This is a genomic window from Neorhizobium galegae (assembly GCF_021391675.1).
Lineage (GTDB): Bacteria > Pseudomonadota > Alphaproteobacteria > Rhizobiales > Rhizobiaceae > Neorhizobium > Neorhizobium galegae_B.
This window is the reverse complement of sequence record NZ_CP090095.1, coordinates 2246341-2261310: the sequence shown is the minus strand read 5'-3', so window position 1 is coordinate 2261310 and position 14970 is coordinate 2246341. Positions and strand designations below refer to the sequence as shown.

Sequence of the window (14970 nt, the reverse complement as noted above, 5' to 3'; positions counted from 1 at the left end):
CCGCATGGAAGGTCGCACGGTATGATGAGTATTTTTCGGAAGCTGATGCCGCGCGAAGACAGATTCTTCGAAATGTTTTCCCAGCACTCGAAAGCTGTCGTTGCGGCCGCCCACGCGCTTGACCAGCTCCTCAAGGGCAACGAGGTCGAGAAGAACTGCGAGTTGATCGTCGCATTGGAGAATGAGGCCGACGACATCACGCGGGACGTGCTTCTCGCCGTCCGGCGTAGCTTTATCACGCCCTTCGACCGCGGTGACATCAAGGATCTCATCCAGTCGATGGATGACGCGATCGACATGATGCATAAAACGGTCAAGACGATCAGGCTGTTCGAGCAATCCGGCTTCGATCCGCTCATGCAGCAGATGGGTGACGAAATCGTCAAGGCGGCGAACCTTATTTCGGAAGCAATTCCCCTCCTCAACAAGGTGGGCTCCAATGCTCACCGCCTTGCCGCGATCGCCGAGGAGATCACCCGCGTGGAAGGCCGGTCGGACGACCTTCATGACCAGGGTCTGAAAGACCTGTACCGGCGTCACGGAGCGAGCGGCGATGCGATGGCCTACATGATCGGCAGCGAGATCTACGGCGAACTGGAAAAGGTCGTCGACCGCTTCGAGGATGTCGCCAACGAGATCAGCGGCATCGTTATCGAGAACGTTTAATGGATATGTCTCTCGCCTTGCCGCTTCTCTTCGGGCTGATTGCACTCGCTCTGTTCTTCGATTTCCTCAACGGTCTTCATGATGCGGCCAATTCCATCGCGACGATCGTGTCGACCCGCGTCCTGCGGCCGCAATATGCGGTCGCCTGGGCGGCATTCTTCAATTTCATCGCCTTCCTTTTCTTCGGCCTGCACGTGGCGGAAACGCTGGGCACAGGCATCATCGATCCAGGGATCGTTTCGCCCCGGGTGATCTTTGCTGCCCTCATGGGGGCAATCATCTGGAATATCCTCACCTGGATTTTCGGAATTCCGTCCAGTTCCTCGCACGCACTCGTCGGCGGGCTGGTGGGCGCCGGCCTGGCAAAGGTCGGCTTCAGCTCGATCGTCTGGAGCGGTCTCGGGAAGACGGTCGGAGCGATTTTCCTTTCGCCAGCCATCGGCTTCCTGCTTGCCCTCGCGCTCGTGCTCCTGGTTTCCTGGCTTTTCGTCCGGCAGACGCCGTTTGCGGTGGACCGGACATTTCGCGTGATGCAGTTTATCTCCGCCTCGCTTTATTCCCTCGGCCATGGCGGCAATGACGCGCAGAAAACGATGGGCATCATCGCGGTGCTTCTGTTCAGCCAGGGATATCTCGGTTCGACCTTCTACGTGCCCTTCTGGGTGGTGCTCTCCTGCCAATCCGCCATGGCTCTCGGCACGCTCTTTGGCGGGTGGCGGATCGTCCATACCATGGGCTCGAAGATCACCAGGCTCAACCCGATGCAAGGCTTCTGCGCCGAGACGGGCGGAGCGTTGACACTGTTCGGAGCGACCTGGCTCGGCATTCCCGTCTCGACGACCCACACGATCACGGGAGCGATCGTCGGCGTCGGCGCGGCGCGCCGGGTTTCGGCGGTCCGTTGGGGTCTCGCCGGCAACATCGTGATCGCCTGGATCGTGACGATGCCGGCAACTGCAGCGATATCGGCAGCGTTCTATACCTTCGCGGATTTGCTGCAATAAATGCGATCTTTGACGAGGGGCCGACTTGCCGCGGAGGACCTCCGCAGCAAGCCGGTTCGTGGCGCTTGAAAGGTAGTTGGCGCCAGTGTCAGCCAACCAGCGTCAGCCAGCCAGTGCCACGGCATCGGCCCCGGCAGGAATGCGAGCCGGCGACGACGGATCGGTTGCCGCAAGCCAGACTGCCTCGGCCACGTCAAGCGGCCGGGTGACAGCCGACGGCTCCTGCTCCCATCCGGCGAACACGCTTTGCACCAGACCGGCATACGCCTCGGGGAAGCCACCCTGAGCCTGCATGCGGGACCGCGCGTTATCCCCGAAACGGGATCTGGACGTTGTCGTCGCCCCAGATCACGTTGATCGGAAAATTCGAGGCGAGACAAAGGCTGACGGTTGTCCTCAGACTTTGGGGCCATTGGTCGATCGGCCCCAGCGGTGTGTCGCTCCAGTCCTTTGTCCGGACGAGCTCGGCCATTTCGCCACCGCCCGCCAGGAAGTCTCCGGTGAGTATCTGCTGTGTCGACAACCAGGTAGCCCCATTCTGGCACCGGCTTGGGAACCTAACGCTCGATACAATGGGCCCGCAGCTTAGCCGCTGTAATGTCCAACTGTGTTCGTGAGACCGCCTCCGTGCCGCCTGCCCGTGGCACTATTCCTGACGAGAAAGGTCGCAGAACGGCCCGGACGGATTGTTCAACGAATCACTGAAATAACCTAGCATGAACTATCAAGGGTTGAAATTGCGCTCCATGAGTGTCCCCGATACTTCCTGAAGACTGTAATACCGGTAACGCGGCATTGGCTGTGAAGGCGCGCGATAAAAGCCTGCAAGCCACCCTTCGGGACTTTTCCTGCGCTCTTGAAAAAGTACTAGGATTAACCGACGAATTGGGAGACAAAGGGCGCCGTCTTTATCGCCCCCCGTGCCCACAGTTTTCCAGGATATCTTCCATGCTTGCGACCGTGATCCCCATGCCCGAAACCGTTCTTCTCCCGGTCGAGGGCGTGGCGGAGCGCTTTCCGGTCCGCCGGGTCTATTGCGTCGGCCGCAACTATGCCGACCACGCGATCGAAATGGGCGGCGATCCGACCCGCGAGCCGCCGTTCTTTTTCCAGAAGAATGCCGACAACATCTATAACGGCTTGACCTTCCCCTACCCGCCGCTCTCCTCCAGCGTCCATCACGAAGTGGAACTGGTCGTGGCGCTGTCCGGCGGCGGCGCCGATATTTCGGTCGAGGACGCGCTGTCCAAGGTCTATGGTTACGCCGTCGGCATCGACTTCACCCGCCGCGACCTGCAGGATGTCGCCAAGAAGATGAGCCGTCCGTGGGAGGCTGCCAAGGCCTTCGAGAATTCGGCTCCCGTCTCGGCCCTCGTCCCGGCCGAAAAGATCGGCCATCCTTCGGCGGGCGGCGTCTGGCTTGACGTCAACGGCGCTCGCAAGCAGTCCGGCGACCTCAATCAGCTGATCTGGAAACTGCCGGAGATCATCGCCGAACTGTCGAAGCTGTTCGTCCTCGCTCCGGGCGACGTGATCATGACGGGCACGCCGGCCGGCGTCGGCGCCGTGGTGCGCGGCGACAAGGTCACCTGCGGCATCGACGGCGTCGGAACGCTGTCGCTGACGGTCGTCTGAGGGAACCGCGACAGGGAGGAAACCATGCCGATCTATGCACTCGGAGAATTCGAACCGAAAACGCCCGGCCTCGACCGTTTCTGGCTGGCGCCGGATGCGATCATCATCGGCAAGGTCGAACTCGGCGAGGATGTCGGCATCTGGTTCGGTTCGGTGCTGCGCGGCGACAACGAGCCGATCGTCGTCGGCAAGGGTTCGAACATCCAGGAAGGCGTGATGATCCACACCGATCCGCGCTATCCGGTAACGATCGGCGAAAACTGCACGATCGGCCACCACGCGATCATCCATGGCTGCGTGATCGGTGACAATTCGTTGATCGGCATGGGCGCGACGATCCTGAACGGCGCGAAGATCGGCCGGAATTCACTGGTCGGTGCCAATGCCCTTGTCACCGAGGGCAAGGAATTTCCCGACAACTCCCTGATCGTCGGTTCGCCGGCAAAAGTAATGCGCGTGCTGGACGACGAAGCGGTCGAGAAGCTGAAACAGTCGGCTGTCCGCTATGTCGCCAACTGGAAGCGCTTTGCGCGCGATCTTCGGCTTCTTTAGGCCGCGCAGGCGCCGCACAGCCCGCGGATTTCAATCGTTGTCTTGGCAGGCTTGAAGTTCTTGGCCTTCGCCCAGTCGCCGAGGCGGTGATCGACCTCGTGGTCGTGGAATTCCGATACGTGGCCGCAACTCTCGCAGATCGCAAACGCGACCGTGCCGTGCCCGTGGCCATGCCCCTTGCCGCAGCATTCGCTTTCCGGATGGGCGCAGGCGACGAAAGCGTTGAGGCTTTCCAACCGATGCACCATGCCGAATTCAAGCAGCTTGTCGAGCGCCCTGTAGACCTGCAGCGGCGCACGAAACCCTTGGTCGCGCAGCCGGTCGAGGATCGTATAGGCGCTCATCGGCGCATCGGACCGGTCGAGAACGTCGAAGACGAGCGACTGGTTCTTGGTCAGCGCCGGAGCGGATGTCGGTGTCGAAACTGGTGCGTTCATCATCGCACTCCTTGGTTGCCGGCCTTCTCGGCCGTGTTTTTACCCGCAGCGGGAAGCAGGCTTAAAATGAAAAGTAAGAGCGCCGCGACCACAATGGAAGGGCCGGACGGCGTATCGTAGTGCAGCGAGCCGAACAGGCCGCCGATCACGGCCAGCGCGCCGATCAGCGAGGCGAGCACCGCCATCAGCTCCGGGCTTGCGGAAAACCGCCGGGCCGTCGCCGCCGGGATGATCAAAAGCGCCGTGATCAGCATGATGCCGACGATCTTCATGGCGATGGCGATGACGAGCGCCATCAGGAGCATGAACAGCAGCCGTGTTTGGGCCGGCTTCATGCCCTCGGCTTCCGCTATATCCTCGCTGACCGTGGAGGCGATCAGCGGCCGCCAGAGCCAGACGAGGGCTGCGAGCACCAGCACGCCGCCGCCCCAGATCAGCGCGATATCGGTGCGCGTCACCGCGAGGATATCGCCGAACAGGAAGGCGATGAGGTCGATCCTGACCCAGGTCATGAAGGCGACGAGCACGAGGCCGATCGCCAGCGCCGAATGGGAGAGAATGCCGAGCAGCGCATCCGCCGACAGCGATTGCCGCCGCTGAAGCGCCAGAAGCAGCAGCGACACGACGACCGCGACGCCGAAGACCGCGACCAGCAGGTTGATCTGGAAGAACAGCGACAGCGCCACGCCGAGCAGCGCCGAATGCGCCATCGTATCGCCGAAATAGGCCATCCGCCGCCAGACGACGAAACAGCCGAGCGGCCCGGCAGTCAACGCTACGCCGATACCGGCGACGAGCGCGCGGGTGAAGAAGTCGTCAAGCACGGCCCTCTCCCTTCGCCTCGGCATGATCGCCGCCATGATGGTCATGGTGGGAATGGTCGTGGTCGTGCTCATCCTGATGATGGTGCCCGTCATCGGGATGGCAGTGATCGGTGACCGAACCGTCGCCATGCATGACCCGGCCGTCCGGCAGATGGGTGTGATCGTGATGATGGCTGTAGACCGCTAGCGAACGAGAGTTGCCGAAGAGTTTCAGGTAATCGGCGCTCTGGCTCACCACTTCCGGCGTGCCGCGGCAGCAGACATGGCCGTTGAGGCAGATGACGGTATCGGTTCCCGCCATCACCATATGCAGGTCGTGCGAGATCATCAGGATGCCGCAGCCGGTGGAATTGCGGATCGAGCGGATCAGGTCGTAAAGCGCACTCTCGCCGGCAAAGTCGACGCCCTGCACCGGCTCGTCGAGCACCATCAGATCCGGCTTGCGGGCGATCGCCCGGGCAAGCAGTGCCCGCTGGAACTCGCCGCCCGACAGATATCGTACCTCGGCATCGATGAGATGGGAAATGCCGGTCGAGGCCAGCGCCGCCAGAAGATCGGCGTCATCAAGCGGGCCGGTCAACCGCATCAGCCGGCGCACGGAAAGGGGCATGGTCCAGTCGATCGACAGTTTCTGCGGGACATACCCCACGCGCAGGCCAGACAATCGTGCAACCGATCCTTCGTCCGGGCGCAGCACACCGATGGCAAGCTTTGCGGTCGTCGACTTGCCTGCGCCGTTCGGGCCGATCAACGTCACGACCTCGCCGCGGCGGATCGAGAAATCGACGCCCCGCACCAGCCAGCGACCATCGCGGCGGATGCCGGCATTGGCAAGCGATACCAATTGGCTTTCGGTTTTGGGGGCACGAGCCCGATTGGACATCAGCATGTTTTTCCGGATTCCCTGTTGTCAGTGGCTATGACACACGTTATAGCATAACGCAATTGATGTAATAACATTACGATGCAATGCAAGGACGCAGCATGAAACTGGCTTCGATTTCCTTCCTCTCCGCCGCGGTGTTTTCCGCCAGTGCAGGCACAGGTTCCGCAGCGCCGGACGTGGTGGTTTCGATCAAGCCGATCCATTCGCTCGTCGCCTCGATCATGAAGGGCGTCGGCGAGCCGAAACTGATCGTCGACGGCGCCGCTTCGCCACACACTTTCTCGCTAAAGCCCTCCAATGCAGCCGCCATCGAAGGCGCCGACGTGATCTTCTGGATCGGCCCCGGCATCGAAGCCTTCCTCGAAAAGCCGCTGGATGCGCTTGCCGCCTCGGCAACGGTGATCGAGCTGGAGGATGCACCTGGACTGCAAAAACTCCCCTTCCGCGAAAGCGGCGCCTTCGAGGCCCATGACGACGGGCATGAAGCGGGAGAAGCACCGGAGCATGACGACCATCAACATGGCGACCATGCAAAGGCCGGTGACGACCATGCCGACCACGACGATGACCATCACGACCATGGCGGCTTCGACACGCATCTCTGGCTCGATGCGATGAATGCCAAGGCGATGGCGGCGGAAATCGAAAAGACGCTGGTCAGTGCCGACCCGGTGAATGCCGCAGCCTATCAGGCAAACGGCGCCATGTTGATGAAGGATATCGATGCGCTCGATACCGAGATCAAGGCGACGGTCGCGCCGGTCAAGAGCAAGCCCTTCATCGTGTTTCACGACGCATATCAATATTTCGAGCATCGTTATGGGGTGAGCGTCGCGGGTTCGATCACCGTCAGCCCGGAGACCATGCCCGGCGCCGAACGCGTGGACCAGATCCAGAAGAAGGTGAAGGAGCTCGGCGCAACCTGCGTCTTCGCCGAACCGCAGTTCGAACCGAAGCTGGTGGCGGTGGTGACCGAAGGCACGCCGGCTCGATCAGGCACGCTCGATCCGGAAGCAGCGACGCTGAAGTCGGGTTCCGGCCTTTATTTCGAGTTGATGCGCGGACTTGCCCGCTCCATGAAGAATTGCCTGTCGCAGGGGACGTAAGGTCGGGCATCGAAAAGTGCGACCGCCGATACGCATAGCGGCGAACGCGCGAGGCCTGCGGGAGGGAAGGCAAATACCACCGCAGGCCGATCTTTTTCAGCGAGCTACGATGAAACTCGAGATCACGCCGCTCGCGATGCCGACCAGCAGGAAGTCGTTGTCGACCTTGACCCAGCGATAACCGCGCGGCGGAGCCGACAGGCGGTAGCGGCGGTAATCGCGGATCTCCGCCATGCGGCGACGTTCGGCGGCCGTCATGCGATGCCCCTTCGACCAGCGCGGCTTCACGACCACGACCTTCTTCTGAACCGTCACCGTGCGGGTCACGGTCCTGGTCCGATCCGGGCCGGAATGACGATCCTGCGCCTGGGCGGCAAGCGGAGCGGCAAGCACGGTTGCAGAAAGAAGGATTGCAAAGAACTTTTTCATCGGGTGTCTCCTCGTGTTGAGCACGCTCGGAAACTAGGCCCCGAATGATGAACCATATCTGAACCGATACATTACATTTTCGTAATTAAATTAATGCCTTCCGCTGATTTTCTGATATTTAGAATTTACTGCATTAGTGCTTCATAAACGAAATAATCGAAATCCGCAGTCTTCGCGCGGCCTGATGTATCGAAGGCGAAGAGGCCAACAAATGCGCCGGTGAAAGAGCCGTGTTCGCCGCGGCCTCCCTCGTCCGAGATGACGCCGGCATCGAGCACCGGGCCAATTTCCTGCCACTCGTTGGAGCCGCCGGCGCGCCAGAAGAATCGCAGGTCGTTGTCGCGGATCTCCATGGCGAGATGTATCGGGCCGTCGGGCACGGAAACACCGCTCCCTGCCTGAAAGCTCATGCGCCCATGCGGGAAATCACCCGGGCAGGAGAAGATCGTCACCACGCGGCCAAGCTTTTCGTGCAGTGACACCACGAGCGAGTGGAACTTGTGGCGGTTGTAATAATGCGTCAGGCCGGCGACCTGCTGGTAGGTCTCGGGCGAGAAATCGACTACCGTCTCGGTGCGGAAGGAATGGTGTTCCTGCCGGCGGGCGACGAGCGATTGTTCGAACCAGGATCCGATGCTTTCGCGGCCGAAGAGACGCAGATGACCGGGACGCTCGGTCAGGCTGAACAGGCGCTCCGGATGAGGTGTGCGCAGCCACTGGAATTCCGGAGGCAGGACCTTGTCGTCGAATGAGCGCTCGATGCGGACGGGCTGCTCGATGCGCTTGGCATCGTGCGGTGCCGGCACGTCGACATCCGGCACGGCGCCGCCTTGGGCGAGATAGAGCCAGTCGTCCTCCCAGATGCATTTCTGGATCGCGGTTTCGCGGCCGAGAGTGCAGCGGCGTTGCGGGGCGAGTGGCCGGCCGCAGAGATGGGTGTGATACGCTTCGCCATCCGGCGTTTCGACGTACTGGCCATGGCCGGCACGTTGCAGAACGGCTTTCGGATGGTCCTTCGAGGTGATGAGATGCGTCTGCGGATGCATCTCATACGGCCCGTCGATCGAACGCGCGCGCGCCATGGTGACGGCATGGTCGTAACCCGTGCCGCCCTCGGCGGTCGTCAGGTAATACCAGCCGTTGCGCTTGAACACATGCGGCCCCTCGACCAGGCCGAGTGCGCTGCCGGCGAAAATGTTTTTGATCGGGCCCTTGAGCGCCCTCGTCTCGAAGTCCCACTCCTGCAGCAGGATGCCGTCGAAGGCCGGATGTTTCGGCGCGCCGCCGTAACTCTCGGTGCGGTGGTTCCATTGCATGTTGAGGAACCACTTTCGGCCGTCGTCGTCATGGAAGAGCGAGGGATCGAACCCGGAGGAGTTCACATAGATCGGATCGGACCATTCGCCCTCGATCGTCGGCGACGTGACGATGTAGTTATGCGCATCCTTGAAGTTGCCGTCGAGGCGTTTGACGTCCGTGTAGACCAGGAAGAACAGTCCGTCCGAATAGGAGAGGCACGGCGCCCAGATGCCGCAGCTGTCGGGATTGCCGCGCATATCGAGCTGGCTCGCGCGCTCCAGCGGCCGGCGTACCAGGGTCCAGTTCGCCAGGTCACGAGATTGATGGATCTGCACACCCGGGTACCATTCGAAGGTCGAGGTGGCGATATAGTAATCCTCGCCGACGCGGCAGATGGACGGATCGGGATTGAAGCCCGGCAGGATGGGGTTGTGGATCATAAGCTTCTCCCAGATTGAAACCGCGGGCTTGCCCCTCATCCGGCTGCCGCCACCTTCTCCCCGCAAACGGGGAGAAGGACTGTGGAGCGCCGGCCGCGCCGCATCTCCCTTCTCCCCGTCAGAACGGGGAGAAGGTCCCGGCAGGGGGATGAGGGGCAAGCCCGCAACCCTCTGACGGCATTCTTACCGCGCCGGCCCTGCCCGCTCGGCCGACTTGGCCCAGAGGTTGATGTCGGCATCCTTGGCGTAGGTGTCGATCTCGGCGAGTTCGGCCGCCGTGAACTCCAGATTGTCGATCGCCCTGACGCAGTCCTCGACCTGTTCCGGACGGCTGGCGCCGATCAGCGCCGTGGTCACGCGGCCGCCGCGCAGGACCCATGCGAGCGCCATCTGCGCCAGCGTCTGGCCGCGCTTTTCGGCGATTGCGTTGAGCGCCTTGAGGTTGGCGATGTTCCGGTCGTTGAGGAAGGCCGGCCGCAGCGACTTGCCCTGCGCGGCGCGGCTGCCTTCCGGAATGCCGCCGAGATATTTCGAGGTCAGCATGCCCTGGGCGAGCGGCGAAAAGACGATCGAGCCGATGCCGAGGTTTTCGAGCGTGTCGAGCAGGCCATCTTCCTCGACCCAGCGGTTGATCATCGAATAGCTTGGCTGGTGGATGAGGACCGGCGTGCCGAGCTCCTTCAGGATCGCCGCCGCTTCCTGGGTGCGCTTCGAATTGTAGGACGAGATGCCGACGTAAAGCGCCCTGCCCGAGCGGACGATATGGTCGAGCGCGCCGCAGGTCTCCTCGAGCGGCGTATCCGGGTCGAAGCGGTGCGAATAGAAGATGTCGACATAGTCGAGGCCCATCCGCTTCAGGCTCTGGTCGCAGGAGGAGATCAGATACTTGCGGCTGCCCCATTCGCCATAGGGACCCGGCCACATGTTGTAGCCGGCCTTCGACGAGATGATCAGTTCGTCGCGATATCCCTTGAAATCCTCGCGGAGAATCTGGCCGAAGGCGGTCTCGGCGCTGCCGGGCAGCGGGCCATAGTTGTTGGCGAGATCGAAATGGGTGATGCCGAGATCGAAGGCCTTGCGGGCGATCGCGACCTTGCGTTCATGCGGCGTGTCGTCGCCGAAATTGTGCCAGAGGCCGAGCGAGATCGCCGGGAGCTTCACTCCCGAACGGCCGCAGCGGTTGTACTTCATGGTTTCGTAGCGGTTGGACGCTGGTTGCCAGGTCATGTCGTTTCCTCCGAATGAAATGCGACGCGCCGGTGTCTCAAGCGGTGCGCGCCGCATTCATAGCCGATCAGCGCAGAAGCGCCAGCGCCTCGTCGATGCCGAGCGCCGCCGGCTGGGTGCAGGTGGTCGAAAGCTCGATGAACCGCCCTTCCTCGCCGGATTTCAGGATCGAGGTCATGACGTCGACGCCGTGGAGCGTGCGCTCCAGCGAGCAGCGGGCATCGCGCCCCTCGATCAGCGCTATCGCCATGTCCGCAAGACCGGCCGTGCGGTAGTTGGCGCGCGGCCCCTGCGGGTGTTCCTGGTTGTCGATGCCGAACGGGTGATCCCAGGGCTCCAGCGGCTGGATATCCTTGTTGCGGCCGCTCGCCTCGACGACACCGCCGAAGAAGTTCGGGTCGGGCACGAAGATCGACCCTTCGGTGCCGTAGAGCTCCATATTGGCGTGGCGATGCGACCAGACATCCCAGCTTGCCGAGAGCGTGACCGTCGCGCCGCTGACGAATTCGAGCAGCGCGTGGATGTTGGTCGGCGTCTCGACCGGGATGATCTGGCCGTTCAGCGGCTCGCTGGTGACGAGGCGGGTGGGGTTCGCCATCGACGTCAACGCCCCGACCCGTTTGACCGGGCCGAGGAAATTGATGAGGTTGGCGATGTAATAGGGTCCGAGATCGAGGATGGGGCCGCCGCCTTCGAGGAAGAAGAAGCCGGGGTTCGGATGCCACATTTCCATGCCCGGGCTCATCACGTGGCAGGTGCCTGACGTGATGCGCCCGACACCGCCTTCATCGATATATTTGCGCGCGAGCTGGTGCGCGCCGCCGAGGAAGGTGTCCGGCGCGCAACCGACCGACAGGCCCTTCTCCCTGGCGAGCGCCTGCAGCGCCTTGCCTTCCTCCAGCGTGATGACGAGGGGCTTTTCCGAGTAGACGTGCTTGCCGGCTTCGAGAATTGCTTTCGAGACGGCAAAATGCGCTGCCGGGATGGTCAGGTTGACGATCACGTCGAGCTCGTCATTGGCAAGCATCTGCTCGATCGACTGTGCCTTGACGCCGTATTCCTCGGCGCGCATTTGGGCAGCCTGCGCGTTGAGATCCGCGCAGGCGAGAACCTTCAGGCCTTTGAAGAGCGGCGACAGCTTGAAGTAGGTCGTGGAAATATTGCCGCATCCCATGATGCCGACGCCAAGTTCCTTGGACATGGAAAACTCCGAAAAATCTGTGATCAATAGTTCTTGAAGGAAGCGATCGAGCGCGTCAGCAGCCGGTCGAGATCCTTCGGGTTGTCGTGTTCGAGGACGTAATGTTTTGCGGATGTCTTCTTGAGCGCCGCCATCAGGTCCTTCCACGGAACGGTGCCGTGGCCGACATCGGCCCAGCCGTCCTCGTCCGCGTTTTCGCCGGCCGGCGCGATGTCCTTGACGTGAACGGCGGTGATCCGCTTGGCGTAGCTCTCGATCCAGGCGAATGGATCGGCGCCGCCGCGGATGACCCAGGCGATATCCGCTTCCCAGGCGAGATCGGGGCCACCGGCAAGGATCTGTTCCTGCGGCGTCGAGCCGTCCGGCAGCGTCTTGAACTCGAAGTCGTGGTTGTGCCAGCCGAATGTGTAGCCGGCATCCCAATAGCGTTTGCCGACGTTCTGCAGCCGCTGGCCGAAGGCGCACCAGCCGGCGGCATCGGTCGGGCGCTGGTCGGCAAGCAGATGCGGGCAGTAGATCGCCTCGACGCCAAGCGTCCTGGCGATCAGCAGCGCCTGCTCCGGCTCCTTTTCGAGAAGGTCGATACCGAAGTGACCGGTCGGCATGGTCAGGCCATTGGCATCGAGATCACCTTTGAGCGTCTTCAGGCCTGCTTCGTCAAGCGTCGCATAGATGCCGCCATAACCTTCGACCTCCGTATAGCCCGCCTGCGCAACCTTCTTCAGGACATCCGAGAGCGGCGGAAAGTTGCGTGCGCAATAAAGCTGAAAACCGAGTTTCGACATGGTGTTCCTCCCTTGATAGAGACCTCAGCCTGCCGCCTGGCAGGAATAGAGGTCGTAGATGCGGAATTGCGGGATCGCGACCGTCGGGGCGGCGGGCGTGAAGCGGATGCTGCGGCTTTCGCCGCTGGCGAGATCGAAAGCATTGTCGGAATAACGGCCGGCCGTGCCGCTCTCGATCAGCACGAAAAGCGCAAGGCCGTCGGCCTTGACGACGAGGTCAAAGGCTCCGTCACCGGATGGAGACACGGCAAGCTCAAGCCCTGCCGGTTCGAGCTCCAGGGCCTTGTAGCTGCCCGGTACATGATGCCCCTCGCCCGCCATGCCGTTCGATACGGTAAAGCTCCAGGCGAGGATCCCGCCGTCGGGAATATCCGCGCTCGGCAAGGTGAACACGGTGACAGCTGCATCGGGCGTGCAGACGGCTTCCATGCTCTGAAGCGAGCTGCGCTCGCCCTGGAGCGTCAGGAGCGACAGATTGAGGGTCGCCGTCACGTCCTCCGCCGTATCGTTGACGAGCGAGAAGCGGACTTCCTGGGCGTCATCGGACGGGATCGCCGCAACCGTGACCGGCTGGAAGAAGCGCTTCGCCATGTAGTGCAGCACTTTCCAGCTGCCGCCATAGTCGAGGCTCGACCAAGAGGCGACCGGCCAGGTGTCGTTGAGCTGCCAGTAAAGCGTACCCATGTTATGAGGCTTCAGCGACCGCCAGAAATCCACGGCCGTCTTGATCGCCAATCCCTGCTGCACCTGGCTCAGATAGACGAAATTGGCGAAATCCGTCGGGAAGCGGAAGTTGCGGAACATCGTGCCGGCGATGCGCTCGTTGCCACCGGCATTCTTCTGGTGGTGCTCCATGACCGGCGAGGCAATGTTCATGTCCTTAGGTGCGGCATAGGTCTCGATGACCGGCAGCGACGTGTAGGACTGGAAGCCGAATTCCGAGCAGAAGCGCGGGCGAACAGAGCGGTAGTCGGCGAACGGTTTGTTCTCGTGCCAGACGGACCAGTAATGCATGTCGCCCGAACCGTCCGCATGCCAGGCGTCGCCGTAATCGAGATAGCCGGATGCGGGGCTGGACGGCCACCAGATGGCATCGGGCGCGGCCCTTTCGAGCGCCTGTTCGATGACGCGGTTCAACCGGTCGTAGGAGACGAGGTAGCGATCACGGTTTGCCCGGGATTCCGGAAACCATGTCAGCGCGCCGACCAGCTCGTTATCGCCGCACCAGAGCACGATGGAGGGATGCGAGATCAGCCTGCAGGCCTGGTACTCGACTTCCGCCGCGACGTTTTCGAGGAAATCGGGCGTCGACGGATAGAGATTGCAGGCGAACTGAAAGTCCTGCCAGACCATCAGGCCGAGTTGATCGCAGAGATCGTAGAACCAGTCCGGTTCATAAAAACCACCACCCCAGACCCGGATCATGTTCATGTTGGCATCGACGGCGGAGCGCAGCAGGTCCTCGGTCTTCTCCCGGCTCGAGAGAGAAAACAGCGCGTCGGCTGGAATCCAGTTCGCGCCGCGGCAGAAGATCTCGCGGCCGTTGATGCGGAAGGCGAAACGGCTGCCGGCTTCGTCCGGGTCGGTGAGCAGTTCGACGGTCCTGATGCCTATCTGGCGGGTGATGGCTTCGGTGGGGGTGCCGACCGTCAGCTCGTAGAGCGCCTGTTTGCCGCTGCCGGAGGGCCACCAGAATTCCGGCTCTTCGATATGAAAAACGTGCGTCACCGTGATTTCGCCGGCGCGCACGCCGCAATCGAGCCGGACCCGTTCACCGCCGAACGAGAAGAAGACCGGCAGGACACCCGGTCCTTCGGCATAAAGGGTCACCGTGACGACGAGGTCCACTTCGCCTGCGTCATGTCTCTGACTGGTGATGACATGCTCAAGGCGGGCAGTTTCGAGCTTCTTCAACGCGATTTCGCCGTAAAGCCCGAGGGGCGCGATCGCGATATTCCAATCCCAGCCGAAATGGCATTGCGGCTTGCGCAGCATGTTGCCGTTCGGGATCGGCGAATTGTTCGTGGAATAGGGAATGTAGAACGGCTGGCGCCCCTGCCGCTCCGCCCCCTCGGCGATGCTGGAACGGAAGAGAATGCGGATCGTATTCTCACCGGTTTTCAGCGCGTTCGACACGTCCGGCCGGTAGCGGTGGAAACAGTTGTCCGCCTGGAGCACGGGGACATCGTTGACGAAGACGGTCGCGACCGTATCTAGATAGGTGATGTCGAGATACCAGGAGCCGGCCGGATCATCGAGCGTGAAGCGCCGCTCGATCGTCCAGTCTGCATTTGCGACCCATTGCACGTCGTTCTCGTTGCGGCCGAAATACGGGTCGGGGATGATGCCGGCCGTCTTTAGCGCGCTGTGGACGTCGCCGGGGATCGGCATCCGCGTGCGATGCGTTCCGTCGGCAGAGGTCAGCTGCCAGGGGCCGGAGAGGTCGATATCCATTACGATGCCCACCCGCAAAATTCAG

15 protein-coding genes and 1 pseudogene are annotated in these 14970 nt (G+C 62.0%); 5 read left to right on the top strand and 11 right to left on the bottom strand.

The window, feature by feature from the left end; all coding sequences use genetic code 11:
• Positions 1–21 precede the first annotated feature (21 nt).
• Together LZK81_RS11300 and LZK81_RS11295 are read left to right on the top strand one after the other, a co-directional pair.
• Positions 22–666, top strand: a complete 645-nt coding sequence (locus LZK81_RS11300; RefSeq protein WP_233956340.1) for a DUF47 domain-containing protein — start codon at positions 22–24, stop codon at positions 664–666.
• Positions 666–1670, top strand: a complete 1005-nt coding sequence (locus LZK81_RS11295; protein WP_233956339.1) for an inorganic phosphate transporter — start codon at positions 666–668, stop codon at positions 1668–1670. The genes LZK81_RS11300 and LZK81_RS11295 overlap by 1 nt, the downstream gene beginning before the upstream one ends.
• A gap of 102 nt (positions 1671–1772) precedes the next feature.
• On the opposite strand, the pseudogene LZK81_RS11290 reads toward LZK81_RS11295, so the two are convergent.
• Positions 1773–1994, bottom strand: a pseudogene (locus tag LZK81_RS11290) (short-chain dehydrogenase/reductase); the annotation flags it as partial.
• A complete protein-coding gene (locus LZK81_RS11285; protein WP_046627396.1) occupies positions 1978–2193 on the bottom strand; it encodes a hypothetical protein in 216 nt (71 codons plus the stop codon). The gene LZK81_RS11285 and the pseudogene LZK81_RS11290, both read right to left, overlap by 17 nt.
• Positions 2194–2618: 425 nt before the next feature.
• On the opposite strand from LZK81_RS11285, the gene LZK81_RS11280 reads away from it, so the two are divergent.
• On the top strand, positions 2619–3305 hold the full coding sequence (locus LZK81_RS11280) for a fumarylacetoacetate hydrolase family protein (RefSeq protein ID WP_233956338.1): 687 nt from the start codon (positions 2619–2621) through the stop codon (positions 3303–3305).
• A gap of 24 nt (positions 3306–3329) precedes the next feature.
• Positions 3330–3857 carry a gamma carbonic anhydrase family protein gene (locus LZK81_RS11275; protein ID WP_233956336.1) on the top strand — a complete coding sequence of 176 codons (528 nt, stop codon included), beginning with the start codon at positions 3330–3332 and terminating at the stop codon, positions 3855–3857.
• Here LZK81_RS11275 and LZK81_RS11270 read toward each other — a convergent pair.
• From LZK81_RS11270 to LZK81_RS11260, 3 genes are read right to left on the bottom strand one after another with little or no spacing between them, the layout of a single operon-like run.
• Positions 3854–4294: a Fur family transcriptional regulator gene (locus LZK81_RS11270; protein WP_046606928.1), complete on the bottom strand. Its 441-nt coding sequence runs from the start codon at positions 4292–4294 to the stop codon at positions 3854–3856. The genes LZK81_RS11275 and LZK81_RS11270 overlap by 4 nt on opposite strands.
• A complete protein-coding gene (znuB, locus tag LZK81_RS11265; protein WP_233956335.1) occupies positions 4294–5118 on the bottom strand; it encodes a zinc ABC transporter permease subunit ZnuB in 825 nt (274 codons plus the stop codon). The genes LZK81_RS11270 and znuB overlap by 1 nt, the downstream gene beginning before the upstream one ends.
• Positions 5111–6007, bottom strand: a complete 897-nt coding sequence (locus LZK81_RS11260; protein ID WP_233956333.1) for a metal ABC transporter ATP-binding protein — start codon at positions 6005–6007, stop codon at positions 5111–5113. Before LZK81_RS11260 ends, znuB begins: the two co-directional genes overlap by 8 nt.
• 95 nt (positions 6008–6102) lie before the next feature.
• On the opposite strand from LZK81_RS11260, the gene LZK81_RS11255 reads away from it, so the two are divergent.
• On the top strand, positions 6103–7110 hold the full coding sequence (locus LZK81_RS11255; protein ID WP_233956331.1) for a zinc ABC transporter substrate-binding protein: 1008 nt from the start codon (positions 6103–6105) through the stop codon (positions 7108–7110).
• Positions 7111–7206: 96 nt separating this feature from the next.
• On the opposite strand, the gene LZK81_RS11250 is transcribed toward LZK81_RS11255, so the two are convergent.
• The 6 genes from LZK81_RS11250 to LZK81_RS11225 form a co-directional block, all read right to left on the bottom strand.
• Positions 7207–7539, bottom strand: coding sequence for an RcnB family protein (locus LZK81_RS11250; protein WP_037082235.1), 333 nt, complete (start codon positions 7537–7539; stop codon positions 7207–7209).
• A 125-nt stretch (positions 7540–7664) separates the two neighbouring features.
• Positions 7665–9278, bottom strand: a complete 1614-nt coding sequence (locus LZK81_RS11245) for a glycoside hydrolase family 43 protein (RefSeq protein WP_233956329.1) — start codon at positions 9276–9278, stop codon at positions 7665–7667.
• A gap of 183 nt (positions 9279–9461) precedes the next feature.
• Positions 9462–10505, bottom strand: a complete 1044-nt coding sequence (gene mgrA, locus LZK81_RS11240; protein ID WP_233956327.1) for an L-glyceraldehyde 3-phosphate reductase — start codon at positions 10503–10505, stop codon at positions 9462–9464.
• 67 nt (positions 10506–10572) lie between these two features.
• Positions 10573–11706, bottom strand: coding sequence for a Gfo/Idh/MocA family protein (locus tag LZK81_RS11235; protein WP_233956325.1), 1134 nt, complete (start codon positions 11704–11706; stop codon positions 10573–10575).
• Positions 11707–11729: 23 nt separating this feature from the next.
• The gene (locus tag LZK81_RS11230; RefSeq protein ID WP_233956323.1) at positions 11730–12491 is read right to left on the bottom strand and encodes a sugar phosphate isomerase/epimerase family protein; all 762 of its coding nucleotides are present in this window, start codon (positions 12489–12491) and stop codon (positions 11730–11732) included.
• A gap of 24 nt (positions 12492–12515) precedes the next feature.
• Positions 12516–14945: a beta-mannosidase gene (locus LZK81_RS11225; RefSeq protein WP_233956321.1), complete on the bottom strand. Its 2430-nt coding sequence runs from the start codon at positions 14943–14945 to the stop codon at positions 12516–12518.
• Positions 14946–14970 lie beyond the last annotated feature (25 nt).

Bases quoted from the DNA above. Each gene is read 5' to 3' on its own strand.
- LZK81_RS11225 (WP_233956321.1), bottom strand. From the start codon at position 14,945: ATGGATATCGACCTCTCCGGCCCCTGGCAGCTGACCTCTGCCGACGGA.
- mgrA (WP_233956327.1), bottom strand. From the start codon at position 10,505: ATGACCTGGCAACCAGCGTCCAACCGCTACGAAACCATGAAGTACAAC.
- LZK81_RS11275 (WP_233956336.1), top strand. From the start codon at position 3,330: ATGCCGATCTATGCACTCGGAGAATTCGAACCGAAAACGCCCGGCCTC.
- LZK81_RS11270 (WP_046606928.1), bottom strand. From the start codon at position 4,294: ATGAACGCACCAGTTTCGACACCGACATCCGCTCCGGCGCTGACCAAG.
- LZK81_RS11245 (WP_233956329.1), bottom strand. From the start codon at position 9,278: ATGATCCACAACCCCATCCTGCCGGGCTTCAATCCCGATCCGTCCATC.
- LZK81_RS11280 (WP_233956338.1), top strand. From the start codon at position 2,619: ATGCTTGCGACCGTGATCCCCATGCCCGAAACCGTTCTTCTCCCGGTC.
- LZK81_RS11235 (WP_233956325.1), bottom strand. From the start codon at position 11,706: ATGTCCAAGGAACTTGGCGTCGGCATCATGGGATGCGGCAATATTTCC.
- LZK81_RS11260 (WP_233956333.1), bottom strand. From the start codon at position 6,007: ATGCTGATGTCCAATCGGGCTCGTGCCCCCAAAACCGAAAGCCAATTG.
- LZK81_RS11230 (WP_233956323.1), bottom strand. From the start codon at position 12,491: ATGTCGAAACTCGGTTTTCAGCTTTATTGCGCACGCAACTTTCCGCCG.
- LZK81_RS11250 (WP_037082235.1), bottom strand. From the start codon at position 7,539: ATGAAAAAGTTCTTTGCAATCCTTCTTTCTGCAACCGTGCTTGCCGCT.
- LZK81_RS11255 (WP_233956331.1), top strand. From the start codon at position 6,103: ATGAAACTGGCTTCGATTTCCTTCCTCTCCGCCGCGGTGTTTTCCGCC.
- LZK81_RS11300 (WP_233956340.1), top strand. From the start codon at position 22: ATGATGAGTATTTTTCGGAAGCTGATGCCGCGCGAAGACAGATTCTTC.
- LZK81_RS11295 (WP_233956339.1), top strand. From the start codon at position 666: ATGGATATGTCTCTCGCCTTGCCGCTTCTCTTCGGGCTGATTGCACTC.